The sequence below is a fragment of the Maricaulis sp. genome (assembly GCF_048268525.1).
Lineage (GTDB): Bacteria > Pseudomonadota > Alphaproteobacteria > Caulobacterales > Maricaulaceae > Maricaulis.
Map to the genome: position 1 here is coordinate 70,509 of NZ_JBLWVH010000010.1, position 21,362 is coordinate 91,870.

At 61.9% G+C, this 21,362-nt stretch carries 13 protein-coding genes and 1 tRNA gene; 5 read left to right on the top strand and 9 right to left on the bottom strand.

What is annotated here, in order from left to right:
• Positions 1-48: 48 nt before the first annotated feature.
• From ACN0X9_RS07160 to ACN0X9_RS07190, 7 genes are all read right to left on the bottom strand, one after another.
• Positions 49-1,320, bottom strand: coding sequence for an amidohydrolase family protein (locus tag ACN0X9_RS07160; RefSeq protein WP_417486928.1), 1,272 nt, complete (start codon positions 1,318-1,320; stop codon positions 49-51).
• Positions 1,320-2,747 carry an amidohydrolase gene (locus ACN0X9_RS07165; RefSeq protein ID WP_417486929.1) on the bottom strand — a complete coding sequence of 476 codons (1,428 nt, stop codon included), beginning with the start codon at positions 2,745-2,747 and terminating at the stop codon, positions 1,320-1,322. Before ACN0X9_RS07165 ends, ACN0X9_RS07160 begins: the two co-directional genes overlap by 1 nt.
• Before the next feature lie 160 nt (positions 2,748-2,907).
• Positions 2,908-5,523, bottom strand: a complete 2,616-nt coding sequence (locus ACN0X9_RS07170) for a M14 family zinc carboxypeptidase (RefSeq protein ID WP_417486930.1) — start codon at positions 5,521-5,523, stop codon at positions 2,908-2,910.
• 118 nt (positions 5,524-5,641) lie between these two features.
• Positions 5,642-7,660, bottom strand: coding sequence for a DNA topoisomerase IV subunit B (gene parE / locus ACN0X9_RS07175; protein WP_417486931.1), 2,019 nt, complete (start codon positions 7,658-7,660; stop codon positions 5,642-5,644).
• A gap of 166 nt (positions 7,661-7,826) precedes the next feature.
• A complete protein-coding gene (locus ACN0X9_RS07180; protein ID WP_417486932.1) occupies positions 7,827-11,003 on the bottom strand; it encodes an autotransporter domain-containing protein in 3,177 nt (1,058 codons plus the stop codon).
• Positions 11,004-11,172: 169 nt separating this feature from the next.
• A complete protein-coding gene (gene glnA, locus ACN0X9_RS07185; RefSeq protein WP_417486933.1) occupies positions 11,173-12,576 on the bottom strand; it encodes a type I glutamate--ammonia ligase in 1,404 nt (467 codons plus the stop codon).
• A gap of 32 nt (positions 12,577-12,608) precedes the next feature.
• The gene (locus ACN0X9_RS07190; RefSeq protein ID WP_011643270.1) at positions 12,609-12,947 is read right to left on the bottom strand and encodes a P-II family nitrogen regulator; all 339 of its coding nucleotides are present in this window, start codon (positions 12,945-12,947) and stop codon (positions 12,609-12,611) included.
• A gap of 136 nt (positions 12,948-13,083) precedes the next feature.
• Between ACN0X9_RS07190 and ACN0X9_RS07195 the strand changes: the two genes are divergently transcribed.
• From ACN0X9_RS07195 to ACN0X9_RS07210, 4 genes are all read left to right on the top strand, one after another.
• Positions 13,084-14,604, top strand: coding sequence for an NAD(P)H-hydrate dehydratase (locus tag ACN0X9_RS07195; RefSeq protein WP_417486934.1), 1,521 nt, complete (start codon positions 13,084-13,086; stop codon positions 14,602-14,604).
• Between the two features lie 70 nt (positions 14,605-14,674).
• Entirely contained in the window at positions 14,675-16,951 is a 2,277-nt protein-coding gene (locus tag ACN0X9_RS07200) for an NADP-dependent malic enzyme (RefSeq protein WP_417486935.1), read from the top strand.
• A gap of 177 nt (positions 16,952-17,128) precedes the next feature.
• The gene (locus ACN0X9_RS07205) at positions 17,129-17,551 is read left to right on the top strand and encodes a hypothetical protein (protein WP_417486936.1); all 423 of its coding nucleotides are present in this window, start codon (positions 17,129-17,131) and stop codon (positions 17,549-17,551) included.
• Between the two features lie 96 nt (positions 17,552-17,647).
• Positions 17,648-19,084 (top strand): MATE family efflux transporter, encoded by a 1,437-nt coding sequence (locus ACN0X9_RS07210; RefSeq protein ID WP_417486937.1) that lies wholly within the window; start codon positions 17,648-17,650, stop codon positions 19,082-19,084.
• Here the strand turns inward: ACN0X9_RS07210 and ACN0X9_RS07215 are convergent.
• Together ACN0X9_RS07215 and ACN0X9_RS07220 are read right to left on the bottom strand one after the other, a co-directional pair.
• Entirely contained in the window at positions 19,081-19,689 is a 609-nt protein-coding gene (locus tag ACN0X9_RS07215) for a methyltransferase domain-containing protein (RefSeq protein WP_417486938.1), read from the bottom strand. The genes ACN0X9_RS07210 and ACN0X9_RS07215 overlap by 4 nt on opposite strands.
• 33 nt (positions 19,690-19,722) lie before the next feature.
• Entirely contained in the window at positions 19,723-20,958 is a 1,236-nt protein-coding gene (locus tag ACN0X9_RS07220) for a hypothetical protein (protein WP_417486939.1), read from the bottom strand.
• 165 nt (positions 20,959-21,123) lie between these two features.
• On the opposite strand from ACN0X9_RS07220, the gene ACN0X9_RS07225 reads away from it, so the two are divergent.
• Positions 21,124-21,208: transfer RNA gene (locus ACN0X9_RS07225), tRNA-Leu, on the top strand.
• Positions 21,209-21,362: the final 154 nt, after the last annotated feature.

The following is a 21,362-nucleotide window of genomic DNA, read 5'->3' on the forward strand; positions in this document are numbered from 1 at the left end:
GCAAAATACGGTGGCCCCGCTGCAAGTCAACGCAACAAGGCTGAACCGCTAACGCCGATAGGCGAATGGCGTCTCGTCCGTGATATTGATGTAACGGTCGCGAAGGCGCGACTGACGTGAATCCATCGGCGTCACTTCTCCATCGATGAGCACCGCGACGGGCGAACTCATCACTTCAAGCGGATCACCGTCCCAGACAACGACATCGCCGGCATAGCCAGTGGCCAGCGCGCCATACCGTTCACCGACACCGTAAATCTCGGCCGGGGTGAGCGTGATCGAGCGGAAGGCCTGATCCCACGCAACTCCGTTGGCAACCGCGTTCCCGGCATGTTGCGCGATCAGGCGGGCATTGTAGTACCCGTCTGATGTTTGCGTGGTGTAGGCAACGGTCACGCCCGCTGCGTGCAGGCGTTGGGCCCCATCCAGCGTGGCGGCAATCTCGTCGAAGGAGGCCGGGAGGTTGCGGAGCGGATCCAGCAGGACGGGAATTCCGGCCGCCGCCAGCTCATCAGCAACCATCCAGGCTTCGGCACCGCCCTCGATTATCAACTGAACCGGTGCGTTGTCGGCCTGGAATCGGATCGCACGGCGCAGGTCCGCTGCGCGATCGATGTTCAGGACGAGCGGCATGCGACCGCGAACTACCGGCAACAAGGCTTGCGCGTCAAAACGGTTGAGCGCGTCACCCTCGTGGTCGGCCGAGAAGCGTCCCGGGTAGCCGCGGGCATCATTGAAGGCCGCCTCCAGATAGGCCCAGGCCGCAGGCCTTGATCCGCCGGCAGTGGAGGCGCCGGACTGGCTCAGATCGGCGAAAACAAAGCTGCCGCTCTGGAAGAGTGAGTCGCCTTCGCCACCTGTTTCCACAAGTGCGCCCTGGCCAGCAAAGATATTGTGGCCAGTCGATGGGTAGATGGCGGCCCGGGTCACACCGCGCATGCGGGTGGAGGCAATGTGGGTCCCGGCCGGGTTGAAGCCGTCACTCACATCGAGCGCCACAGAGTAGGGCGAGTCATTGGCTCCGGAATCGGTCGTCGAACCTTCCAGGGCGACCTCGGTGAGGCCGATCTGGGTAAATGGTGCGAACAGGCCCGGCGTGATCCAACCGCCATCGGCGTCGATGATCTCGGTGCCGTCAGGGATGCTCACATCGGCGCCAACAGCGACAATATTGCCGTCACGGACCAGGACCGTGCCGTCGGCGATGACGCCTTGCTCGGTATTGGTGACCACGCGGCCATTGGTGACAGCGTAGGATTGGGCCAAGCCCGGCGCTGCACTGGCGAGAACCAGGGCGAGCGTTGGAAGGATGGTTTTCATCATTGGTCTCCTTCACCCGGCTGTCCGAGCATGAAGTCGCGGACCGGCTGCTGGTCTTCGTCGCGGCGATCGAAGCTCAAGGCTCCGTCGATCCAGACAAGGTCAGCCCGTGTATAAGTTGAATAGGGGTTGCCCGACCAAAGCACGACATCGGCGCGCAATCCGGCCTGCAGGCTGCCGGTCTGATCTGCGATGCCAAGGGCTTCGGCAGGATTGGATGACAGCCAGCGCCAGGCTTCGCCGTCGGAAATGTCGAGGCCGGCACGGCGACCATCGCCCAGGGCCTTGGCCACTTCCTGATTGAGCCGCTGGATACCCATATCGCTGTCGGAATGGATCATGGCGCAGGCCCCGTTGGCGTGGGTCATGGCCAGATTTTCACGGATGGCGTCATAGGCCTCCATCTTGAATCCGCCCCAGTCGGCCCAGACTGCCGCACAGGTGCCGCTTTCGGCCAGGAGGTCCGGAATCTTGTAGGCTTCAACGGCGTGATGGAAAGTCGTCACCTGATAGCCGAATTCCTGCGACAGATCGATGATCTGGGCCATCTGGTCGGCGCGGTAGCAATGCATCTGGATCAGGATTTCACCGTCGAGCACGCCCATCAGGGTTTCCAGCTCCAGATTGCGTGTCGGTGCGGAAACGTCGTCACCGGCTTCTGCAGCGTCCCAGTATTCCTGCCAGCTGTCGCGATACTCAGAGGCCTCGATCCAGGCTGTGCGGTAACCGGCCATATTGCCCATGTCCGTTGCCGGCGAGCGTCCGCGATTACCATAGACCCGTGACGGGTTTTCGCCGCAGGCCATCTTGAGCGTGTAGGGCGCCTCGGGGAATTTCATCTCCTGGACGGTGCGAGCGGATACATTGCGCAATGTCACGCCGCGGCCACCGAACAAGTTGGCGGAACCGGGCAGCACGTGCAGCGTGGTGACGCCGCCAGCGAGGGCCGCTTCGAAGCCGGGATCCTGTGGCCAGACGCTGTGCTCGACCCAGACTTCCGATGTCACGGGCTGGGTCGCTTCATTGCCATCGCTGTGGGCGCTGACGCTCGGCGAGGGGTAGGCACCGAGATGGGAGTGGATGTCGACCACGCCAGGCGTCACATAACGCCCGGTCGCGTCAACGACGGTGGCACCTTCCGGCGCCTCCAGACCGGTGCCGACGGCTACGATCCGACCATTCTCGATCAGCACATCACCGCCTTCGATCTCACCGCCCAGACCGTCAAACACCGTGCCGCCCTGGATCAGGGTGACGCCGCTGGGACGTGGCGTGTAGGTCGAGGGATAGGGATCGAGACTGTGTCGTACGATATCGGTATCTGACGAGGCAGCTTCGGGACCGTCGCTTTCGGTGCCCGAGCTGCACGCTGCCAGACCCAGAGCGGCTGTCGCCGCCAAGGTTGGCATCCATGCCTTGAAAGTCATAGTTGTTCCCCACATTGAGTCCGGCGTGACGGGGCCGGATGAGACAGTTGATTGAACGCTTTCCGGACCGGGCCGTCAAACCCTGATCGGTCGATCTCGAACAGGCGCATGGCGAGCCGGCCGGCCCGGCGTGGACGTGCGCGTCCACGCCGGGGTCAGCCTATTCTTCCTCGTAGTCGCCAAACGGGCGATCGATCAGCCCGCCAAAGAAGATGGCGTTCATGAAGGCGCGTTCCGTTCCGCGGAAAGTTGCGCGGAACGCCGGGTTGTCCGCAAACATGATCACCGTCCCGCGCCCATGGCGCTGGGCGATGATCGCAGGTGTCCCGGCGATTTCATCCTGGCGGCGCTGCGATGCGTAGCCCGACAACAGCGGTTCGTCGGTGTACTCCGCCACGACTGCGAACGGATTGCCCTCGGGCCGCTGCAGCGTGAAGCTGGTATTGCGATGCACCGGCAGGTCGCGGTCGGCATAGCCGAACCCGATCGGGTTGGAGGGGTCGAGATCGGTCTGGAAAATGGCGCCGCCGATGACGTGCTCTGCATCGTCCACGCCCATATCAGCGTAGTTGCGACGCTCGGTTGCCGTATCGCTGTCGTCCTCTTCGTCGTCATCCGCGGCTTCCATGCCGAGGAAGGCTGCTTGCGCCATCCGGGAGGCTTGTCGCATCGTTACCAGCACACCGCCATCCTCCCGGATCCACTGATTGACCCGCTCGGTGGTGCGGTCGGACAGGCTGGTATTGCCGCCGCCCACAATGATCAGGTGCGTGTAGCGGGACCAGTCCATGCCACCCAGCTCGTTCTTGCGTCGCAAGGTGACAGGCATCTGCATGCGGTGGTCCAGCTGATGCCAGATTTCGCCGGCGTCATAGCTGGCCAGGCCGTCGTCGAACAGGACCAGGATTTCGGGCCGTCGGACGGCCCGGAATCCGTTTCCATCGCCGAGGTCCGGCGAACCGGCAGCCGTCGACCCGGAGGTCACCGCGTGTACGGAAACGCCGTCTTCCCGGGCGATGGTCGAAACCATTTGGTGGATCGTGTCATTGTCGGCCTCCTGACCGATCAGCGGTACGAATACGGCACCCGGTCCAAAGGCCGTCGCACCCAGATGGGTCGCGATGGTGGTCGGTTCGGTCGCGACGCGAACGCGGATGTCGGCGTCCAGCAGGCGATAGAGACCGCGGGGTGCATAATAATCCGACCAGCGCAGTACATAGCCGTAATTTGATCGCGGAGGTGCGACCGCCGCGAGTGCGGCCGGCTCCGCTTCCGCGCCTACCAGATCCGCCGACCAGTTACGGCCAAGCGCGGCATAGTCGAGGTCGTAGGCGAGGGGCAAGGTCCAGCCGGACACGTCATAGAAGACGTTTTCCTCAAAGGATGTGACGCGGTCGAACAGTGACCGGATCATCGTGTATTGCGGCTGCGCCAGCGCGACTACGAAGCTGTCGTCGGCGGAATAGGTCCGGCCATTGCTGCGCACATCACGCGCAAGCCGGTTTACCCGGATGTCGTGGCGGTTGAGCAAGTCGACAAACATGTTGGCTCGGGCCGGGTCACCTTCGGCCGTAAATACGAATCCGCGATCACGGTCCCGTGCGGCTGCTTCCATAGAGTTGGCGAAAAACGCGCGCTGGTATGCTGAAATCTCGTTCCGTCCGGCCAGGCCCCCGGCGATGGTGGTCAGCGAGGTCCGGAAATGGGTGCGGACATTGTCGCCATGGCTGACCAGCCCGCGTTCGGCCTCGATCAGGCCACCACGAGCGGCACCGATTTCAAACAGGATGCCCAGTGACCCGTTCACCTGGGGATAGGTCGAACCCTTGCCGACATAGAAATTGTCGAAACCTTCCTCTGATGTGTAAAGGCGGGCTTCGCTGTCCAGGAAGCTGATGTGATGACGGGCGATGCCGAGGGTCAGCTCGCGGGCCTGTTCCGGAATGAGCGGATTGCGGCGCAGCGGTTCTCCAGGATGGAAATAGAAGGTGCTTTCCGTCCCCATTTCATGGAAATCGGCGGAAACCTGCGGCTTCCACTCGTGCCATTGTTCCAGCCATGCCTGCGACTCTGGCTGAGTCTGGAGCAACCACTGCCGGTTGAGGTCGAACCAGTAGTGATTGGTGCGGGCGGCGGTCCACAGATTATGCTGTTCGTGGTCAGGATCGGTCGTGCGGACATCACCGCCGAAGGTCTCGACATGATTGATGCGCCGCGAGTGTCCGTCCGGATTGAAAATGGCGGTGATCAGGATGACGCTGTTGTCGAGCGTTGCTTCGATTTCGTCGCCTTGCGCGGCCGCGAGGTGATAGAGCGTCGGAATCGAGGCGTCCATCCCCGCCGATTCGGCACCATGGACGCCGTAATTCAACCAGATTACTGCCGGCCCCTCGCTCGCCGGGGCGTCGGGAGAAAGGGAGGCGAGGTGAGCCGCCCTGATCTCGTCGATACGGGCATGGTTTTCTGGTGATGTGACGACAAAGAACAGGATCGGTCGGTGTTCATGGGTGTAGCCGATCGTCTCGATCGAAATGCGATCGGAACCGTTGGCAACCTGTGAGAGGTAGTCAACCAGCTGGTCGTGGCGGACTGGGCGGTCGCCCACGCCCCATCCAATCACCTCTTCCGGTGCTGGAACCGAGCTGTCGTATGTGACGCCTTCGACCTGGAAAAACTCAATCGGTTCGGCGCTTGCAGCCCCGACCAATCCGGCCGCGCCGGTGGCCATGAGCGCGCAGCTGGCCAGTCCTGAACGAATAGAGCGTCGCATCATCATCGGATTCCCCTCGTGATTCTGTCCATCATCTCAGGGGAGGAGGCTAGCGCGCTGGTTGTGCTTGTCCACTCGCCGGACAGTCCGGTAACGCAACTTTGGTGGCCCCGGGCCAGCCGGCCTAGAGGTCGAGGTCTTCGGTCACGAAGGTGGCATTGTCCTGGATGAACTTGAACCGCGCTTCCGGCTTCTTGCCCATCAGCGTCTCGACCAAGGCTTCCAGCGTTGGCATGTCATGCTCATCAATCACGACCCGGGCGAGGGTGCGAACGGCCGGATCCATCGTTGTCTGCTTGAGTTGCGATGGTGTCATCTCGCCCAGACCTTTGAAGCGGCCAACTTCGATCTTGCTGTTGGCCTTGAATTCGTCGCGGATGAGTTGCTCCCGGTGGGCATCGTCGCGGGCGTACAGCGTTCGGCTGCCCTGGGTGAGCCGGTAAAGGGGTGGTTGGGCCAGGAACAGGCGTCCGGAATGAATGAGCTCCGGCATCGAACGATAGAAGAAGGTGATGAGCAGCGCAGCGATATGGGCGCCATCGACATCGGCGTCGGTCATGATCACGACGCGTTCATAGCGCAGGTCTTCGAGCTTGAATTTGCTGCCGGTCAGGCAGCCCAACGCCAACAGAAGGTCACTGATTTCCTGGTTGGCCGAGATCTTGTCGGCCGTCGCCGAGGCCACATTGAGGATCTTGCCGCGCAGGGGCAGGATGGCCTGGGTCTGGCGTGAGCGGGCCTGTTTGGCCGACCCGCCGGCCGAGTCGCCCTCGACCAGAAAGAGCTCGGTTCCGTCGGCATCAGCCCGCGAGCAGTCCGCCAGTTTTCCAGGCAGACGAAGGCGTCGTGAGGCTGTCTGCCGTTTGACGTTCTTTTCCTTGCGTCGGCGCATGCGGTCATCGGCGCGTTCAATCGCGAATTCGACCAGCTTTGCGGCTTCCTTGGGCGAGCCGGCAAGCCAGTGATCGAACTGGTCGCGAACAGCCGTTTCAACCAGCTTGGTCGCTTCCGGTGTGGCCAGTCGTTCTTTCGTCTGGCCCTGGAATTCAGGGTCTCCGATGAAGACCGAGACCAGCGCACCCGCACCACCCAACACGTCTTCCGCCGTGATCTGGCTCGCCTTCTTGGCGTGGGTGTGTTCGGCATAGGCGCGCAGGCCCTTCGAGAGCGCCGCCCGAAGGCCTTGCTCGTGTGTGCCACCCTGAGGGGTGGGGACCGTGTTGCAGTAGGACTGGCAGAACCCGTCAGCATCGCCGCCATAGCCATTGCCTGACCAGGTGATTGCCCATTCCACCCCGCCCGCACCGTCTTCACGCTCGACCCGGCCGCTGAAGGACTCTGCCGTAATCAGCGCCCGCTTGTCCGCCAGCTCCGCCATCCGGTCGGCGAGCCCGCCCGGGAAGCAGAGAATGTCGTCGGCCGGAATATCGGTACCTTCCACCAGGCTGGGCGCGCAGCGCCACTGGATTTTCACGCCGCGACGCAGGAAAGCCTTCGAGCGGGCCATGGCGTAGATGCGGGCCGGCTTGACCGACATCTTGTCACCGAAAATCTGCGTGTCCGGCAGGAACCGGATTTTCGTGCCGCGCCGATTTGGTGCCGGCCCGACCTTGACCAGTGGGCCTTGCGGCAGACCGCGCGAATAGGACTGCGTCCAAAGGGTCTTCTCGCGGGCGACTTCGACGTCGAGTACTTCGGAGAGGGCGTTGACGACCGAGATGCCGACGCCGTGCAGTCCGCCGGAGGTCTTGTAGGCGCTGTCGGAAAACTTGCCGCCGGCGTGAAGTATGGTCAGCACGACTTCCAGGGCAGACTTGTCGGGATATTTCGGGTGGGGATCGACGGGAATGCCGCGACCATTGTCGGTGACAGTGATGTAGCCGTCCTCGTCCACGGCGACCTCGATCCGGTCAGCCCAACCGGCGACGGCCTCGTCCATGGAGTTGTCGAGGATCTCCGCGAACAGGTGATGATAGGCCCGCTCGTCCGTTCCGCCGATATACATCCCCGGGCGCCGGCGAACCGCTTCGAGGCCTTCAAGGACTTCGATATGGGCGGCCGAATAGCCGGGGGCCGGCGCCTTTGACGGCGTCGGCGCTGGTGCGCCTGCGAACAGGTCGGAATCGGAATTCTGGTTCGACATTAATCCACTTTGCACGAGTCGGCGGTCAGGAGGGAAGTCTACGCAGGGATTGTCGGATGATCAGCCTGTCTGTGCAGACCCGGGTGCTCAGGATGAGGATGATCCACAGAAAAATGCCCTGGCAGCGGGCTGCCAGGGCATTGATCGCAACGTGTCTGCCTGTGGTCTAGAAAACCATCCGCATCACAAGGCGTGCGGTGTGGCGGATGAAGTCGTCCCGGACATCGGCATCGTAATCGAAGGAGAATGTCGAGTAGCCGGAGCCGGCTGCGATACCGAAACCAAAAATGGCTCCCGTCCCAGGCATTGACTGTGAGCGCAGGGTGAAGGTGTCATCGAAGTCGACGAAACTCGCCATTGTTTCCGACTCACCACCGCCGAACTCATTGCGGAAGCCAACACGGACACTCGGCGACCACCAGCTGTTGGTGCTCTCGAAGCGGGCGCCCAAGGTTAGGAGGCTTGTACCAGAAAAGCTTGAGCTTTCCCGATCGCCGACCGCCAGGTCGACACCGGCACCGCCGCCTGTCTCCGTATAACCGCCTTCGCTCAAACGAAGATAGTCGACCGAGAGTGCCGGCCGGACATACCAGCGCTCACCGACCGCAAGGTCGCGTGAGATGCGGGCTGATGCTGAGGTGTGCCAGCCGGTCCAGTCCGCCGTCGGCGAGGCGTCAAATGCGCCGATCAGGACGCGGCGATTGTGCTCGAAACTGTCATAGCCAACAGCCGCGTAGGCATCGAAATCAAAACCGCTGACCCGGGCGCCTGCATAGGTGCCGACTTGTGCGGTCATGGCGCTCATGGGCTCGTCGACCCCATTGACCTCCGAGACTTCGCTTGCTGCGCCCACGACATTGAGTCCGACCGCGTAGAACGGGCCGACAGGGCGATCGAAACCGACCGCAACACCAATACCATGTCCACGGTATCCGGGACCGAAAGCGCTGCCGGCGCGGTCCGCAAAGTAACCGAATTCCTGGACCCAGAGGCCACCGGATTCTTCGGGACTGCGGCGGACGGCTTCAAGGCGGTTGGCGAGTGCGCCGATGGCGCTGTCATTCGCCGCCAGTGCGAACTGGATTGCGCTGGCGGAGTATTCCGGCAGCAACTGGTCATAGGCAGCGAAGAACTCTTCCTGCGTAAGCAGCGACGCAATTGCCTGACCCAGCTCGTCATTGGTCTGCCAGCCCTCAAGAGCGGCAGTGTAGGCTGCGCCCTGGTTGGCATTCATGCCTAGCTCTTCGGCGGTGCGCCGGCGAAGCGTGAGGATGAGGGCGTTGGCATTGTTGGGATCGAATTCGAGATTGGATTCGTAGAGCCAGGGGGCTTCGGTATCCTGAAGGATATCGAGACTTTCCTCGATCACCAGATTGTTCGCGGACACGACCACAAAAGTTGCGCCATCGCCAATCAGATTGGCCAGCGTGGCTGCAACGCGCGACCCGGACTGGAAGGTGATGTCACCCGAGGCGGTTATATTGGCAGCTGTACCGGCCTCGTCATCGACCTGGAAACGGATGACTGAACCGTCGCCGAAACGGGCGGTCGTGATGTTGGCGCTGGTAGTGGCGGCAAGGTCGAGCTGCGCGCCGTCCACCTCGATCGCGAGATTGCCGTCGGAATCACTGAGCGCGCCGGAAACACTGCCACCGGAAATCATCAGCTGATCCGCGCCGTCACCGAAAGAAAGATCGCCATCCACGATGCCGGACTCGACTTGCAGCAGGTCGTCGCCGGATCCGAACCGGATGTCCCCAAGCAATTCCTCGACATGGGTGTCCGCAGCGTCGGCCGCGCGGTATTGCCGAACGGTGGAGCCCACAGTGTTCGCCGACAGGTCAATCGCGACCAGATCGTCGACCTGGGGGTCGGTTCCAACCAGCGTGTTCAGGTGATAGGCGGCGATTTCACCCGTGTTCTCGATCGTCGTAAGCGTGTTCGAGACGTCGGTGATGGCAACGCCTCCGCCGCCATTCAGTGTCGTCACATCAATGACGCCGGAGTTGATCAGCATGGGCACATTGGCACCGGTATCGATGTAGATACCGCGGGCCAATGATCCTTCTTCATTGGATCGGATCCGGATGTCACCGGTGTTGGCAAAGGTCGGGATGATAGCTCCGGCGCCCAGTACAAAGCCGGTCGCCGTAGCCCGCCAGGCCGAGCCGTTGATGAAGCCGTCATTCAGGAGGCCACCGGAGAGGGTGACGCTATGACCGTCTGCGCCGCTGACTTCCATTGTAATCGTGTCGACAGCGTCAAGGTTTCCCTGGGCGGTTATGGTGCCGCGATTGACAAATGCGTAGCCAATCAATTCGGCGGCGACACTTTCGTCCACGTCTGCGGTGTCCGGATCATCCGGGATCGCTTCCAGAACGACTTCGCCGAGAACAATGTCGCCTGAGCTGGCATTGGCCAGGATATGGGCTGCTGGCGCCGAGCCGCGCACTGAGATGTTGGCCGACGGGGTCCCGGGACGATCCTCGGAAAAACCGCTGAAGAAAACTCCACCGGTCGCATTGCCGTTGATCAGAACAGCGGAGGTACTATCGGCAACGTCTTCTGCTTCGAGGCTGTCACGGATTTCTTCGGTCGGGCGACCGGAGAATCGGTAAGCCGTTGCGTTCACGGTAGCGCCGATGGTGATGGCACCTCCAATATCACTGGCAATCAGGATACCGCCGCTGTCTTCGCCCTGTACTTCCACACGCCCGTCAATATCCACATTGCCGGTAACGTCGCCGCGGATTTCCACGCCAAAACTGTTGTCACCGATCGCACGAACATTGCCGGCCAGGTCGATGTTCCCGGCCAGGCCGGTCAGCACACGCAGACCAGCGGAATCATTGCCAATGACGGTCATGGTGCTGCCGACAGATGCGATGATGTCCCCGGTAAATACGGCGTTGCCGTCGACAAGGATCGCGACCCGGTTTGAACCGACCGCGATCGGACCGTCGACGATGCCATCGGCGGGATCGTCGGTGTCGCCAGCGCGCGTCTCGGCCAGGACCTGGATCAACCCGGTATGGGTGATGGTCCCGGAATTGCCGCCGATCGCGTGAATACCGACACCACCGTCATCGTCACCTTCAATGATGATACTGCCGCTGTTGGTAACGTCATTGTCGCTGTCAATCGTCACCGCAGTCGCGCCAGGCACGAGTGTCACGCGACCACCAGTGGAAATGACGATGTTGTCGGCACCCCCGCCATCGCCTGCCGTGGACGTCACGAGCGGCGTGGTGATTTCGTCCGTGATTTCGCGATCTGCAAAAGCGGCAGGAGCTGTAACGGTCAGCGAAACAAGGGCGCTGGCGAACAAGAAACGGCGACGCATACGAACTCCTGACAGGACTTCCCAACAAAGGTTGGGTCGATTGGTGCACGATTTGTAGCGAATGCCCGGGCGCTCGTCGACCTTGTCAGGTGTTCTCGGGGCAAAAGAAAACGGCCGGGCAGAAGCCCGACCGTTCTTTTCAACCACAACTCGGTCAAAAGCTCTTGAATTAGCAGGAGTAATACATATCGAACTCGACAGGGTGCGGGTGCATTTCATACCGCAGCACCTCTTCCATCTTGAGGTCGATATAGGCGTCGATCTGGTCGTCATCCATGACACCGCCCTTCTTGAGGAAGGCCCTGTCGGTGTCGAGCGATTCCAGCGCCTCGCGGAGCGAGCGGCAGACCGTCGGAATGTCCTTGAGCTCTTCCGGCGGCAGGTCGTAGAGATCCTTGTCCATCGGATCACCCGGATCGATCCGGTTCTCGATGCCTTCGAGGCCGGCCATCAGCAGCGCGGCGAAGGTGAGGTACGGGTTGCCGGCCGGATCCGGGAAGCGGGTCTCCAGGCGTTTCGCATTTGGCGAACCGACCCATGGGATGCGGATCGAGGCCGACCGGTTGCGGGCCGAATAGGCAAGCAGAACCGGCGCTTCGAAGCCAGGCACGAGACGCTTGTAGGAGTTTGTCGAGGCATTCGCGAAGGCATTGATCGCACGGGCGTGTTTGATGACGCCGCCGATGTAGTGCAGGCAGGTTTCCGAGAGGTCGGCGTAGCGGTCGCCAGCGAACATCGGCTTGCCGTCCTTCCAGATCGACTGGTGGACATGCATGCCTGTGCCGTTGTCGTTCCAGACGGGCTTCGGCATGAAGGTCGCGGTCTTGCCATAGGCATGGGCGACCATGTGGACGGTGTATTTGTACAGCTGCAGGCGGTCGGCCATCGTCGTCATCGACGAGAATTTCATGCCGAGCTCGTGCTGGGCCGGTGCCACCTCGTGGTGGTGCTTTTCCGGATTGAGGCCCAGCTCTTCCATCACCGTCAGCATTTCGGTGCGCATGTCCTGGCCGCTGTCGACCGGATTGACCGGGAAATACCCGCCTTTCGGGCCCGGGCGGTGACCCATGTTGCCGCCTTCGAATTTCGATCCGGTGTTGTGCGGCATTTCCTCGCTGTCGAGCTTGTAGCCGGTGTCGTGCTGGCTCGTTGTGTAGCGGACGTCGTCGAAAACGAAGAATTCGGCTTCCGGCCCGAAATAGGCGGTGTCACCGATGCCGGTGGATTTCAGGAAGGCCTCGGCCTTCTTGGCCGTCGTGCGCGGATCCCGATTATAGGCTTCGCCGGTACCCGGTTCCAGAATGTCGGCAAAAAGGACGGCCGTCGGCTGCTGGTAGAAGGGATCCACTTCGCAATAGCTGGCATCCGGCTTGAGCACCATGTCGGACTCGTTGATCGCTTTCCAGCCGCCAATCGATGAGCCGTCGAACATCACCCCGTCCTCGAAGAAGTCCTCGTTGACTTCCGAACGGTCGAAGGTGACGTGCTGCAGCTTGCCGCGCGGGTCGGTAAAGCGCAGGTCGACATACTTGATGTCTTCGTCTTTGAGCTTCTTGAGAATTGCGTCTGACATGGGCCAGGCTCCAGATATTTGATCAGATTTGACTAGAGGGCATCGCGACCGGTTTCGCCGGTCCGGATGCGGATTACACTTTCAATCGGGCTGACAAAAATCTTGCCGTCGCCGATACGCCCGGTCTGGGCCGCGGTCTGGATGGCTTCAACCGCTGCCTCGACCCGGTCGGCCGGCAGGACCAGCTCGATTTTGATCTTGGGCAGGAAATCGACGACGTATTCGGCGCCGCGATAGAGTTCTGTATGCCCTTTTTGTCGACCGAAGCCCTTGGCTTCGATAACAGTCAGGCCTTGTACCCCGATTTCCTGCAGGGCCTCCTTCACGTCATCAAGCTTGAAGGGTTTTATGATCGCTTCGATTTTCTTCATCACGGACTCCATGATCTCGACGGGACGCTAGGCACGGCGCTGTCGGATACAAGCCGGAAATCGGACTCCTCGACAGCCGATCGGGGATTTGCCCAACAATCAGGCAGGGATGCTACACAATGGTGCGCAGTTGACGATGGAAATTCTGGCGACCGATGACACGGCTGTTTGCGATCGTTTGGCGGTCGACAGCGGTATTGAAATTCAACAGCTTATGGAAGCTGCCGGCGCGGCAGCGGCAGACGCGATTCGGACCCGCTGGGCACCGCGCCCGGTTTTGGTACTGGCCGGGCCCGGAAATAATGGTGGCGATGGTCTGGTTGCGGCACGTCTGTTGCGCGAGGCGGGTTGGCCGGTTCGGGTAGTGCTGTTCGCGGCGCGCAAAACTCTTGGCCCTGACGCCGAAATTGCATTGAGCCGATGGTCCGGACCGCTCGAGACTGCGGAACCTGTCGACCTGGACGCCGCTGGACCGGCTCCGGAACTGGTAATCGATGCGCTGTTCGGCGCGGGCCTGTCGAGACCGATTGCAGGGCTGCTCGCCGACTGGATCGCCAGCATAGGGGAACGCGGCGTTCCGGTGGTTTCTGTGGATATTCCCAGTGGACTGCACGGCGATGCCAGGCCTTTGGACGGGCCGCATCTGACGGCGGCTCTGACGGTGACATTTCATCGCAAAAAGCTGGTACACCTGATCGAACCCTTTGCCGGATCCTGCGGTGAAGTCATCTGTCGAGACATTGGAATTCCTGGCGGCTGGACTGATCTGGTTTCGCCGCTCGCGTACGAGGTTTTGGCGCCAGCCTGGCGAGCATGCATGGCTTCGTCAGGGGCTGACTTGCACAAGCATGCCCGGGGTCGGGTTGCCGTGTTCAGCGGCGGCAGTCAGTCGTCCGGCGCCGCGCGCCTGGCTGCCGCAGCTGCCTTGCGGGCGGGGGCGGGGGTGGTGACGCTTTGTGCGCCGCCATCCGCGTTGATGGTCAATGCCGCCCATCTGACCGCTGTGATGCTGGCGCGCTGTGGTGGGGCGGATGAGGTTTCCGACAGGCTGATGGGGTTGCGGGCCCAGGCCGCTGTCATGGGGCCGGCGATGGGCGTGGGCGAGCACAGTCGTGAACTCGTCCTGGCCGGCTTGGAAGCCGGGATTTCGCTGGTATTGGACGCGGATGCCCTGACCAGTTTCGAGGATGATCCCGACGCCCTGATAGGCCGGCTGCATGGACAGTGCGTGTTGACGCCGCATGCCGGTGAGTTCTCACGATTGTTCGGCACTGGCGAGGCGAACTGGAACAAGGTCGAGCAGGCCCAGGCCGCCGCTGACCGGTGCGGCTGTACCGTATTGTTGAAGGGACCGGCCACCGTGGTGGCATCGCCCGGCCAGACACCCTGGATCAATCGGCACGCCAGCCGTTGGCTCGCCACTGCGGGCAGTGGCGATGTGCTGGCCGGCATCATCGCGGCAGGACTTGCGGCGGGAATGGAGCCACACGAGGCCGCCGCCGGTGCCGCCTGGATCCATGGCGATGCCGCTTTGCGACTGGGCGCCGGCCTGACAGCAGAAGACTTGCCGGACGCCCTGCCTGACGTGTTGCAAGGCTTGCAAAGACGGCGGCGGCAGGCCGCGGTGCACAGCCATCTCCTGGCGCATGGAAGCTAGGCGTTTGAGGGACTTGGCACTGGCGCCGGAGCGGTACATGTTCGCAGATACACCTTTCCCGGGATAAATCATGGCTGAATCGACCTATCGCGCTGACACACAACTCGATGCGGATGCGCTCGCCTTCCACATGAAACCGACCCCTGGCAAACTGTCTGTGGCGGCAACCAAGCCAATGGCGACCCAGCGCGATCTGGCGCTGGCCTACAGTCCCGGTGTTGCGGCGCCGGTGCGGGCTATCGCGGCGGATCCGGACACGGTCTACGACTACACCTCCAAGGGAAACATGGTCGCGGTGGTGTCCAACGGGACAGCGATTCTCGGGCTCGGGAACCTCGGACCGGCGGCGTCGAAACCTGTCATGGAAGGCAAGGCAGTCCTGTTCAAACGCTTTGCTGACATCGATGCGGTCGATATCGAAGTGGATTATACCGACCCGGACAAGTTTATCGCCTGTGTGCGCGGGTTTGGCGACACGTTCGGCGGGATCAATCTGGAAGATATCAAGTCGCCGGAATGCTTCGAGATCGAGACGCGCTTGCGCGAAGAGCTCGACATTCCTGTGTTTCACGATGACCAGCACGGGACAGCCATCATCGCGGCCGCGGGCCTGATCAATGCCTGCGACCTGACGGGGCGGCGCATGGAGGACCTCAAGGTCGTTCTCTGTGGTGCCGGCGCGGCTGGACTGACGGTGCTGGAACTGATCGAGTCGATGGGCGTCAAATCCACCAACACGATCGTGGTCGATATCGACGGGGTTGTTTATGAAGGCCGGCCCGGTGGTCATGAACGCTTGAACCGGCACGCGATTGTCACCGACAAGCGGACCCTTGCGGACGCGGCAAAAGGCGCCGATGTCCTGCTCGGCCTGTCCGCTGCCGGTGTTTTCACCAAGGAAATCGTTGCCTCCCTGGCGCCCAACCCGATCATTTTCGCGATGGCGAATCCGACCCCGGAAATTACGCCGGAAGAGGTCAAGGAAGTTCGCGATGACGTGATCATGGCGACCGGTCGGTCCGATTACCCCAACCAGGTCAACAATGTCCTCGGCTTCCCTTACATTTTTCGGGGCGCCCTCGATGTTCGGGCCCGGACGATCAATGAAGAGATGAAGATCGCGGCGGCGAAAGCGCTTGCCGCGCTGGCCCGGGAAGATGTGCCCGACGAGGTGGCCCAAGCCTACAAGGTCGACCGGCTACAGTACGGGCCGGACTACATCATCCCGACCCCGTTCGATCCGCGACTGATTTCCTGGGTTCCGCCGTTTGTGGCCCAGGCAGCTATCGAGAGCGGCGTGGCGCGTCTGCCGCTTCACGACAATGAAGCCTACAGGCAGGTCCTGGCGCGCCGGCTGGACCCCACCGCCGCAATCCAGCAGCGGATATCCACGTCAATCCGGGCGGAGCAGAAGACCATCGTGTTCGCAGAGGGCGAGGAGCCGGCCGTGATCCGGGCCGCACACGCCTTCCAGGTCCAGGGTCTCGGCAAGGCTGTGTTGGTCGCCCGGGAAGACGTCGTGGCTGCCAACATGAAGGAATTGGGAATTCCGTCGGGTTCGCTCGAAGTCTGCAATGCGCGCCTGTCCGAGTACAATACGGACTATTCCGACTACCTGTACGAGCGCCTCCAGCGACAAGGTTATCTGCGGCGGGATGTGCAGCGGCGGGTGAACAATGACCGGAATGTCTTTTCAGCCTGCATGCTGAAAATGGGCCATGCCGACGGAATGGTCACAGGTGTGACGCGGCATTCGAACGTGGTGATGAACGAGGTTGAGCTGGTCCTGGATCCGATCGAGGGAAGTCGGCCTGTCGGGGTCACGATCGCGGTGACACGGGGACGAAGCCTCGTTATCGGCGATACGTCGGTGACCGAATTTCCGGATGCTTCGGCGCTTGCTGAAATCGCGGTCGTCACTGCCAATGCGGCCCGTCGTTTCGGGATCACCCCGCATCTCGCATTCCTGTCCTATTCCAGCTTTGGCAACCCTCCTGGTGAACGGACTGCCAAGATCCAGCAAGCGGTCGAAATTCTCGATTCCGAAGGCGCGGATTTCGAATATGAAGGCGAACTGGCCGCCGATGTCGCTCTCGATCCGGATCATCACAAACTCTACCCGTTCTCTCGCCTGACGCAGCCGGCCAATGTGCTGATCATGCCGGCTATTCACTCGGCCTCGATCGCGGTGCGACTGCTGAAAGCGGCGGGTGGGGCGACGGTGATCGGTCCGATGCTGGTGGGTCTGGAAAAGCCGGTCCAGATCGCGCGACTGGGAGCCAATGTGACCGACATCGTCAATCTGGCAGGGATCGCAGCTTACGATCTCAATCGGGTAACAGGCTGAATTTCATTATTTACTTCCGACCGGAACGGCGAATTAAGACCTTTGCCCCATAAGTCCTGAGATGGTTCAGGGCTCGAAATGGGGATCGGCATGAGGATTGTTTCACGGAATACACAGGGCGCGTGTGCAGCGATTCTGGCCGCGTTGACCGGGGCTTGCTGGGTCGGAGCGCCCGCCATGGCTGAAGGCGCGGGGTATCCCTTGGCAGGCCAGCATTGGACGCTCGAAACCCACTTCAATATCGGGGCATATTACGTCACCGGGTCGGTAGAGTTCGTTTTTGAAGAAAACGGATGCATCACCATGACATCCACGAGCACCGACACACCGCTCGATTTTGGCAGCTGCTCGTCGCAGTACGCGGTGACTGGTCTGGATGGCTCTCGGCCCACCGAGGCTGATCTGAGCTTCAGCTATGATTTTCCCTATCCGAGCTGGTATAGCGGCGGGATGGGCGGGACACCCTTCGAGCAGCCGGCCCGGGCATCCGGGAGCCCGTCATGTCTAGGAATGGAAATCCCCGAGGTCGGTGAGGAAATCCCCGGCTGTGCGATGCCCGATGTGACAGCCGATAGTGTGACTTTTACCCGGACGCAGTGATCAATCACTGAAACTCACAGCGAATTGACGTCACAAGGGTGCAGACGACCGCCCGGACCCCTATCTATGCTCCGGCGTGAGTGAAGAGGGGACAAGATGGCCGGACGTGCAGCCCATGACATGACGGAAGGTCCGGTATTCGGACACATCCTGCGCATGATCATGCCGATGAGCTTCGGCATCCTGGCGATGATGCTGGTCGGCATTGTCGATACTTATTGGGTCGGCACCCTCGGCACTGCCGAGCAAGCCGCCGTGCAGATGAGCTTCCCGGTCACCATGTTGGTGATGAGCGTGTCGATCGGCTTGGGGGCAGGGGCCGTTTCGGCTGTTTCGCGCGCGGCAGGGCGCAAGGATGGCAGTTCGACCATCGCCCGGATTTCCACCGATGCAATGACACTGGCCCTGATTTCCGTTGGTTCGGTGTCCCTGCTCGGTGTGATCTTCGTTGAACCGATTTTCGCCGGCCTTGGCGCCAGCGCAACCATGATGCCGCACGTCGTTGACTACATGACGGTCTGGTTCTCCGGAATCGTGTTGATTGTCGGCCCGATGGTCGCCGGCAATATCCTGCGAGCCCTGGGCAATGCGGTGATTCCGAGCCTGATGATGATCGCAGCCGCCGTGGTCAATCTGATCCTCGACCCGATTTTCATACTGGATGATGTCTTCGGCCTGTTTCCCGGGCTTGGCTGGGGGGTGTCCGGCGCGGCGCTCGCCACCGTCGCCTCAAATGCCATGACCTTCCTGATGGTGGCCTGGTACCTGGCGTTCAAGGAAAAGCTGATTGATTTCAAACCCGAGGACTTGGGCGAAGTCTGGCATCACTGGATGGATGTGGCCCGGGTCGGCCTGCCGGCCTGTCTGTCGAATATCTTCAACCCGCTGGCAATGACGGTCGCCATGTCCGGGCTCGCCATGGCGCGGTTCGGGGATGCGGCGGTCGGCGGTCTCGGTGTCGCCGGACGTATCGAGGCCTTCGCCATTGTGCCCCTGTTTGCCCTGTCGGCCTGTATCGGCGCTGTGACCGGTCAGAATGGTGGCGCGGACCGGCTCGACCGGGTTCGCGAGGCCTTCCGGTCCAGCTTCCTGTTTTGCATTGGGTGGAGCGTCTCGATCGCGGCCATCCTGTGGATCGCCGCACCTTGGCTGGCGGACCTGTTCCTGCCCAGTGAGGCGGGGCAGTCAACGGCCATTGCCTACTGGCGCATCGTCCCCGTGACCATAGCCGGTTATGGCATCACGATTGCCGCTTCTGCCGGTTTCAACGGGTTGGGCAGGCCGGCCCATGGCATGGTGATCACGGCTGGCCGGGCGCTGGGCCTGATGATCCCGGCGGTCATCATTGGCGCCTATTATCTAGACGCTCCGGTCGGGGTGATCTGGGGTGTCGCCTTTGCCAATGTTCTCGCCGGAGCCGCGACGGCGCTGTTCGTGCTGGTCCGGGCGCCGATGACCGCAAAGCACGGTCGTCAGCGCAAGCGTCGTGTGGACCCGCTGGCCGACCCGGCGGCAGCCCAGGATACGCCCTAGCGTCTGGTCAGAACCGCTCCCAATTCGGCTTTGTCGTTGAGTTGGGGGTGGGGCCAGACTCGTATCTCGCCATCATCGGGCCAGACCCAGCGCTCGGCAGGGAAAAGTATCCGCATGGCATCAAGCGAGCAGTCAAAGGGCGGACCGCCGCGCTCCGGTTTCTGCATGAAGAGCGCATAGAGTCTCCCGCCAGACCTCAGCCAGCGCGACAGGGCCTGTTCGTAACGCGTCCGCAAACGAGGGTGGATCGCGCACAGGAAGGTTTGTTCATAGACAAGGTCAAGCGGTTGATCCGGAGCCCAGTCCAGTACATCGCCGGTAACCAGGTCGGCGGACTGGTTTGCCTCACGAAGAACCTCTCGCTGCCAGGATATTGCGGTCGCTGACAGATCGGCACCTGTCACGGTCAGTCCGGCTTGAGCCAGCGCCAGGAGCTCCGGGGACCGCCCGCAGCCGGGAATCAGGACCCGCTCACCGGTCGCGAATGCGGCTTGATCGCGCCAGGCCTTGAAAGCGGGGTGCAGCCCGCCCCGCTCCCAGGGCGTGTCATCGTCGATGAATCGGGTTTCCCAGTCGAAGGCGGACCGGTTTTCGTCATGTGTCATGGCCGCAACTATCGGTGCCGATCGACGCCGCGTCTAGGCGGCCTTGTGCATGCGATAGAGGTCGACCATCGACAATGATTGCGATGGTGCGGGTGTCGCACGGTCGGCAACCACGGACTGCCCGGAAAAGAATCGGACGCCGCTTGCCATCGCGGCCTTGAGAACCAGCAGGTCGCGCACGTCGTGGAGATAGGTACCAGCCTTGAGCTCCGCGGCGGCTTTCACCATCTGGTTCAGGGCCCGGGCATCATGGTCCATCATGCCTTCGGAATTGGCATTGGTCGGCGGTGGGCAGGCACAGGAGAACAGGCTGACGCCCTTGCCGGCGTAATCGTCCAGCTCACACTCGCCAAACGGGATTTCAGCCATCAGGCCGACGCCTAGCGGTGCCAGTGCGGCCAAGGCTTCGGCCTGCAGGCGTGGCTGGTCGCTGAGTCCGTCAATACGGACCAGCAAGGATTTCCGCAATGGGACTGGCAGACGCTCGATGGCGCCTGTCAGAGCGGCGCGCTGGTCGCGATCCCTCCAGCTGTCGGCATGAAGGCCAACACGCAGGGTCATGCGTTTTTGCTTGCGGACCAGGGCCGTGATCATTTCGATAGCCGCGTTGATGGCGCACTGGTCCAGATCGAATTGCCGGGCGGTCGACATTCGCGTCGCGATGGCGCGTCTTCCCTCCAGGGCGCGACCGCCGATAACGACCTTGGCCAGGCAGGCATTCGCGGCCAGCAATTGTCGCTGCGCGTCCCACAGCGGGCGGTACTGCGCGATCACGCTTTCCTCTTCGCACTCCGAAACGGGTCGGGATCGGGGCAGGGGGATATTGTCCTCATCCGGCGCAGACCGGGGTGGCGGGGACGGTACGGGCGGCTTCGCAGGGGAGGCCGTCGAGGCGGCGAGTTGCGAAATCTCGCTGGCATTGACACGTGAAGCTTGCGTTTCGATCGCCATCGCCTTGGTTTCCGGACTGCCAAGGAAAAAGGCCATCAATGCGTTACCGAGTTCGGCCAGGAAGGCAGCTGGATCGTCAGGCGGGCTCGCGAACAGGACCAGAAACCCCTCCTCGCAGGGGATCACGGCGTCGTCGTCATGCAAACGCCTGGACAGGAATTGCTGCCCCGCCGTCATGATTTTCTTTCTCGCGGAAGGCCAGTTCTCCCCGGCTTGCTCGCGAACCGCATCCAGATTGAGCAATCGGAACTGGCCGGCATCAATGCGTTCGCCGCGAGCGAGGGCCCGGCGGATGAAGGATTTCAGGTCGGCAGTCATCTAGTCTCGATCAGCAATCGTCTCGGCAGCAGGCGTCCTGATCAAGGTGGCGTGCAATGCTTAAGGCTCAATTGACCACGCTGCGCGCAGCGGCCCCCCTCGGTCGGCAAGCACAAGAGGCGCTTGCGCAGCCTCCAAACCCACGCCATAACGCGCGCCCGACATGCGGATGTGGCGGAACTGGTAGACGCGCCAGATTTAGGTTCTGGTGCCGCGAGGCGTGGGGGTTCGAGTCCCTCCATCCGCACCATCCGGGGCTTGTGGGTCCCGGGTCGCAGTGCCGTCTGCGCGGCCTGGGCGTGCCGCACGAGCGCGTCGATATCCCACGGACTATGTGCTGCAATGTGCCCCAACCGCTCCACAGCGTTGCACGGTCCGAATCCCCGTGACATAACGCGCGCTCG

Bases quoted from the DNA above. Each gene is read 5' to 3' on its own strand.
- ACN0X9_RS07160 (WP_417486928.1), bottom strand. From the start codon at position 1,320: ATGAAAACCATCCTTCCAACGCTCGCCCTGGTTCTCGCCAGTGCAGCG.
- ACN0X9_RS07165 (WP_417486929.1), bottom strand. From the start codon at position 2,747: ATGACTTTCAAGGCATGGATGCCAACCTTGGCGGCGACAGCCGCTCTG.
- ACN0X9_RS07170 (WP_417486930.1), bottom strand. From the start codon at position 5,523: ATGATGATGCGACGCTCTATTCGTTCAGGACTGGCCAGCTGCGCGCTC.
- parE (WP_417486931.1), bottom strand. From the start codon at position 7,660: ATGTCGAACCAGAATTCCGATTCCGACCTGTTCGCAGGCGCACCAGCG.
- ACN0X9_RS07180 (WP_417486932.1), bottom strand. From the start codon at position 11,003: ATGCGTCGCCGTTTCTTGTTCGCCAGCGCCCTTGTTTCGCTGACCGTT.
- glnA (WP_417486933.1), bottom strand. From the start codon at position 12,576: ATGTCAGACGCAATTCTCAAGAAGCTCAAAGACGAAGACATCAAGTAT.
- ACN0X9_RS07190 (WP_011643270.1), bottom strand. From the start codon at position 12,947: ATGAAGAAAATCGAAGCGATCATAAAACCCTTCAAGCTTGATGACGTG.
- ACN0X9_RS07195 (WP_417486934.1), top strand. From the start codon at position 13,084: ATGGAAATTCTGGCGACCGATGACACGGCTGTTTGCGATCGTTTGGCG.
- ACN0X9_RS07200 (WP_417486935.1), top strand. From the start codon at position 14,675: ATGGCTGAATCGACCTATCGCGCTGACACACAACTCGATGCGGATGCG.
- ACN0X9_RS07205 (WP_417486936.1), top strand. From the start codon at position 17,129: ATGGCTGAAGGCGCGGGGTATCCCTTGGCAGGCCAGCATTGGACGCTC.
- ACN0X9_RS07210 (WP_417486937.1), top strand. From the start codon at position 17,648: ATGGCCGGACGTGCAGCCCATGACATGACGGAAGGTCCGGTATTCGGA.
- ACN0X9_RS07215 (WP_417486938.1), bottom strand. From the start codon at position 19,689: ATGACACATGACGAAAACCGGTCCGCCTTCGACTGGGAAACCCGATTC.
- ACN0X9_RS07220 (WP_417486939.1), bottom strand. From the start codon at position 20,958: ATGACTGCCGACCTGAAATCCTTCATCCGCCGGGCCCTCGCTCGCGGC.